The sequence below is a fragment of the Methylobacterium sp. J-092 genome (genome assembly GCF_022829325.1).
Taxonomy (GTDB): Bacteria; Pseudomonadota; Alphaproteobacteria; order Rhizobiales; family Beijerinckiaceae; genus Methylobacterium.
The window spans coordinates 1-5,022 of sequence record NZ_JAKSXU010000148.1 but is presented as its reverse complement, the minus strand read 5'-3'; the positions used below and the strand labels follow the sequence as shown (position 1 = coordinate 5,022).

Annotated in this window: 7 protein-coding genes and 1 pseudogene; 5 read left to right on the top strand and 3 right to left on the bottom strand. The window is 64.2% G+C overall.

What is annotated here, in order from left to right; all coding sequences use genetic code 11:
* Both MKK60_RS18680 and MKK60_RS18675 read left to right on the top strand, forming a co-directional pair.
* On the top strand, positions 1-526 hold a 526-nt coding region (locus MKK60_RS18680), incomplete at its 5' end, for a response regulator (RefSeq protein ID WP_243988132.1).
* Between the two features lie 323 nt (positions 527-849).
* Positions 850-1,194 (top strand): annotated as a pseudogene (locus MKK60_RS18675) (integrase core domain-containing protein); the annotation flags it as partial.
* Positions 1,195-1,412: 218 nt separating this feature from the next.
* On the opposite strand, the gene MKK60_RS18670 reads toward MKK60_RS18675, so the two are convergent.
* The gene (locus tag MKK60_RS18670) at positions 1,413-1,850 is read right to left on the bottom strand and encodes a MucR family transcriptional regulator (protein WP_243988131.1); all 438 of its coding nucleotides are present in this window, start codon (positions 1,848-1,850) and stop codon (positions 1,413-1,415) included.
* 196 nt (positions 1,851-2,046) lie between these two features.
* The gene (locus tag MKK60_RS28505) at positions 2,047-2,181 is read right to left on the bottom strand and encodes a hypothetical protein (protein WP_279604155.1); all 135 of its coding nucleotides are present in this window, start codon (positions 2,179-2,181) and stop codon (positions 2,047-2,049) included.
* Positions 2,182-2,381: 200 nt separating this feature from the next.
* On the opposite strand from MKK60_RS28505, the gene MKK60_RS18665 reads away from it, so the two are divergent.
* Together MKK60_RS18665 and MKK60_RS18660 are read left to right on the top strand one after the other, a co-directional pair.
* Positions 2,382-2,924 (top strand): MucR family transcriptional regulator, encoded by a 543-nt coding sequence (locus MKK60_RS18665; RefSeq protein WP_243988130.1) that lies wholly within the window; start codon positions 2,382-2,384, stop codon positions 2,922-2,924.
* Between the two features lie 188 nt (positions 2,925-3,112).
* The gene (locus MKK60_RS18660; RefSeq protein WP_243945464.1) at positions 3,113-3,319 is read left to right on the top strand and encodes a hypothetical protein; all 207 of its coding nucleotides are present in this window, start codon (positions 3,113-3,115) and stop codon (positions 3,317-3,319) included.
* Between the two features lie 568 nt (positions 3,320-3,887).
* On the opposite strand, the gene MKK60_RS18655 is transcribed toward MKK60_RS18660, so the two are convergent.
* Complete coding sequence (locus tag MKK60_RS18655; protein ID WP_243945463.1) at positions 3,888-4,136, bottom strand: hypothetical protein; 249 nt, start codon at positions 4,134-4,136, stop codon at positions 3,888-3,890.
* Positions 4,137-4,749: 613 nt separating this feature from the next.
* Between MKK60_RS18655 and MKK60_RS18650 the strand changes: the two genes are divergently transcribed.
* Positions 4,750-5,022 (top strand): SOS response-associated peptidase family protein (locus MKK60_RS18650; RefSeq protein ID WP_409567422.1); only part of this gene is annotated, 273 nt, incomplete at its 3' end.

Below are 5,022 nucleotides of genomic sequence, written 5' to 3'. Positions count from 1 at the left end.
CAGCTTCGTTGCCGACGCGGCGCTGAGCGCCTCGCTCGGAGCCATCGAGGCGGTACCGAAGCCGGTGGACTGGGCGCGCCTCCGGACGATCCTTGACCAGTTCCGGGCGGCCGACGGCGACGTGCTCGTGGTCGACGACGATGCCGATATGCGCCACCGGCTCCGGACGGTGCTTGAGCGCAACGGCTGGAGCGTCCGCGAGGCTGGGAACGGCTGCGAGGCGCTCGACCAGGTCCGGCACGGCGTGCCACGCCTCGTGCTGCGCGACCTGACCATGCCAGTGATGGACGGGTTCTCGTTCCTCGACCGGCTCCGGGATTTGCCCGGCTGTACCGAGGTGCCGGTGGTAGTGTTAAGCGCTCGCGACGTCACCGCGGCCGAGCGTGACCGTCTGTCCGAAGCAGATCAAGTGCTGCGCAAGGGCGACACCAGCCTGCAGGACATTGCTACCGAGCTGCGCAAAATCGATAACCGCCAAACCGACGCTGTCGAACAAGATGCAGCAGGAGCGCCTTGTCGAATTTGAGAGTATCACCTTCTTTAATGCCCTGTGACATGCCGCGCCGCCCACTCGTCCACCGTCAGTTCCGGGCCGGTGACGCAGAGCACGCCGTTCGTGACGATGCCGAGGCCATCGGCGACCCACGCCTGCCAGTCCTCGACGCGGATGCCGGTTCCGAGGCATGAAGGACGATCGGTGAAAATCGCTGTGGGAGCGCCGGCACCAGCCCGCCTTCAGTTCATCCGGCCAGCGGCACACTCCTCAGCGACATAGCTGATGTACCAGTCGAGCTGTTCGGCGAGGCTGTGGTCTTCGAGGCTGGGTGAAGCCGGGAACGCCTCTGCGGCTCGGATAACGGCCCGGAGTTCGTTGCGAAGGCTGTCCAAGCTTGGACTACCGGCGTCGGAGCAAAGACGGCCTACATCACGCCAGTCTCACCGTGGGAGAATGGCTACGCTGAAATCATCAATGCACGGCTTCGCGACGAACTTCTGAACGGCGAGATCTTCTACACACTCAGAGAAGCGCAGGTCGTCATCGAAAGCTGGCGACGTTACGACAACAGCGTGCGCCCGCATGCATCGCTGAGATACCAGCTGCCGGCCCCGGAGGTGTTCGTGCCAGCCTTCTCCGCTTGGCCGGCTGCGCTCGCCCGACCAGCTCCGCTGGCCAAGTTACTCGTGGCCCACCGTGCACTAACTTTACCCTTGGACCACCTCGTGGGGGCCGATCATCTGGCCTTGCAACACCGGCTGAGGATCAGTTGCCGATGGGGGCGCGCTTCATGCCGGAGCCGTTCTTGGACGAGATGCTGGTCAATGCCACGCAACGGATCATATCGGCGCGCGGCATTGGGCTGTGAAGGTCGCCTCGTCGGTTAACCGATCGAGGCGACACCGAGCTACACTGCTCAGGCAGTCGCGCGACCAGGCCGGCCCAAGCCGATGTCCCTCGCAAGCTGAGAGCGGGCTTCCGAGTAGCTCGCAGTGACCATCGGGTAGTCCGACGGCAGACCGAACTTCACCCTGTAGCTATGTGGGTCGAGACCGTGTCCGCTGAGATGACGCTTGAGCGTCTTGTACCGCTTGCCGTCAATGAAGCTGATGAGGGCGTCCGGCGTGATGGATTTTTTGATCTGTGCCGCGGTCGGCTGCTCGACGCTCTCAGCAGGAGCGCTGGTGCCCGCAGCCCCGGTGCCGCTGTAGAGGGTCAACAGAGCCTTATGAACGCTGCCGATGAAATTCGGAAGCTCAGAAACGGGGATGGAGTTGTTCGCGACGTAGGCGGCTACGATTTCGCTGGCCAGTGCGAGCGTTTCGGGGTTCTGACCCGGGTTTTTTTCAGTCACTTAGGTTGTCCTTCGAGTTCCCCTCTCGCGTGAGATCCTTCAATCTTCGTGCCAAATCAAGGCACAGCTTACGTTATATCGCGCGGGCCTGCTACGATCTACACGCATGATCTGCGAAATTGGTTCGGGAAATTGATCCGGGGCGTCCCTATGGGCGGCCCCGGCTCTTGCACATCGCTCCGCGGTAGCGATGGCATCAGACGAGATGCGTCTGGCTGTTCCCGGTCGCCGAAGCGTTGGGGTCGAGACCGTCTAGCGCTGCTATGCTGGCCGTGTTGGCGCCGAGCAGGGGGCCGAGTGTCAGGGGCGCGCCGAGGATGAGCTTGTTCATGGAGAAGGGCCTTCTACGGCATCATACCGTAGGACCGGAACAGAGACCGTCACGCCAAGTTCCTGCGTGAACGTGCTTTGGGGTGTTCTCGCGGTTTTATGAGGACATCCTATCGGCTTCAGTATTTTCCGCCAAGCTATCACTTGACGATCCGGCGGAGCGTGTAGAGCAGTAAGCCTCCTTTTGTGGAGGAGACGACCTTGGACGAACAAGTCGAAACTCAATCGACCGATTTCATCGAACTCGCTGCCGACCTCGTAGCGGCTTACGTGTCGAACAACCGGGTGTCCGTATCTGAGCTACCTGGTGTGATTGCTTCCGTACACGCGGCCATGTCTGGCTTGGCTAACGCAGCGCCCGCCGAGCCCGCAGGCCCTGAGAAACCGACGCCGGCACAGGTCCGCAAGTCTATCACGCCGGACGCGCTGATCTCCTTTATCGACGGGAAGCGCTACAAGACGCTCAAGCGCCACGTTACCAAGGCCGGCCTTACGATAGAGACCTACCGCGCGCGCTACGGCCTACCGTCGGACTACCCGTCGACAGCCGCAAGCTACTCCGCTCAGCGTTCCGAGCTGGCGCGCTCCCTCGGCCTTGGCCAGCAACGGCGCAAAGCAGCTCCTAAGACCGCTGAGGCCGACGAGACGGTCTCTGAGGCACCCAACTCCCCCAAGGGCAAGCCGAAGGCCGCCAAGGCCGCCCCGAAAGCTCGCGGGCGGAAGAAGGCCGCTGAGAAGGCCTAAGGCCGCTCAGCGCCCCGTTCCGGCACACTGCGGCGCACGTCGCGGTGATGAGACCCTAACCGAACGCCGCCATCCTGCACACGGGCCATGTACTGTGTATCGGTCTAGTTGGTGAGATCCGGGGTTCCCCCGCCGCGTGAGCAGATCGCGGCGGGGCCGAACCGTTCGGCCGTCCAAGAAGCCTCGAGATGCCACCTCAGGATAGAACGCTCCTCACCGACGAAGCCCTCGATCAGTTCGCGCGCCGGTGGTTCGCGGACGTGCGGGCGGAGCATCCCGAACCGCGCTTGAGCAGTCAGCAGAGGGATGCAGCCGGCGAAGTCGGAGCCGGGGCGCTCGATTGGCTGTTCAGCGACGATGACGGCGCCGTCGCCGGGGCTGACGGCGGCGATTAAGGATGGGCAGATATCGCCGTTCTCAGCAGTCCCCCGCCTGAAACCGGGTACAACCTTACGGGTTGAGGAAGCGTCGCCGTTCGACGGCTGAGGCCTCTCCCATGTTCCTGATCGTATCCCTCGTGGCTGGCACCTTCGCGCTCGCCGGTTCCTTCTCGCTCATCGCCATCATCGCGGAGTGAGACGGATGGCGCCCGCCAGCCCGTAACCGGGCGGCGGGACCGAACTAGGGGGCGTAGAGCGTAGCGAGCTCGACGCGGTTGCAACGAATGCTCAGCGCGCTCCGGCGGCGCCCGTCGATGGGGTGCTCATGCCCGACGAGCTAGCGCCCGGCGAACCGGTCCGTGTGCTCATCCCGTTCGCTCCCGGGGCCGTCATCGGCGTAGAGCCCGTGCCGCCGCCGGCATTCGCCCCACCGGGAGTAGCGAGTTCCTTCGGCTGACCCGTGGCCGAACCGCCGGTGCTGCTGGTCCCCATCCCAGTTCCGGTCGTGCCGGAGGGGGCGGTCGCTTGCGCGAACGCAGCGCCGGACAGAGCCAGAGTGCACGAGGCGGCGAGTGCGAGTGCTCTAATCAACATAAATGTTCCTCACGCTGCGCCAATACCGGCGCGTTGATACTAAGACCAAACGTGCGCGAGGTTGCTTTTGTTCAATAATCTGTGTGCTCGTGATTGAGCCTTGCCCGCCTTGTAAGCTCTCGGCGAATTCGTCCCGCACCTTGCCGAACTGACCTAGGATCGTTGCGCTCTTAAGCTCGCCGGTCTCGTCGTTGGCCCCTACCTTCAGCGCCGTGGTGCCAGGCATCAGGCCGGCCATAGTTTCGATCCGGCCGTGTATCTACAGCCAAGGCAATGACCTATCAATTATGTCCCGCCCGGTTGCCCTAAGCGACCGGCTGATAGTCGAGCGCCGGCAGAGCAGCACCGCCTAGGGGGGCACCGTGCGGCCTCGCCGGCGCCGTCGCGAACCACTCAGCGCCGAGCCGAATTACCTTTGCTTTCGTCCTGAGCGAAGAGGACGGCATGGCCAACGATCTAGAGGGCTCAGAGACCGGTGAAGGCGTAGCGTGGCGGTCGTCCTACCGAGCCGTCCTATCCCTCGATGATGCCCGATCGAGCGTCGTCGTTATCGACGCCCCCCAACGATGGTGACGCGCTCGCGCTTGTGAGTTGGATCGCCGAGGGCCGCGCGTTCGAGCTTTAAAACGGCCGCACATGGATCGGCCAGTCCCTTCTGCGATAGCTCTCCGACCTCAGACGGACCGCGCCTCGGCCCGCTGCACCTGCAAAAGGCTCTGGGTGCCGCCGCGGGCATCGGGATACTGCAGCCGAACCAGTACGGCCGGACCTGCCGTGCCGCGATCGGCATCGAGGGCGGCGATGAGCGCACTGGCTTGCCCTTGCGGACCTGACCGGCGCACGGTGCCCGCATGTGCAACCTCTACAGCCTCGACAAGGGCCAGGACGCGATCCGCAAGGCCTTCGGGGTCGAGCGCGACGAGACTGGCAACCTGCCGCCGCTGCCGGCGATCTTCCCCGACCAGATGGCGCCGATCGTGCGCTTGGCCGAGGGCGAGCGCGCGTTGGCGATGATGCGCTGGGGCTTCCCCTCGCCGTCGAGCAAGGGGCCGCAGCACCCGGTCACGAACGTGCGGAACGTGAGGTCGCCCTACTGGCGCCCGTGGCTGAAGCCGGAGCAGCGC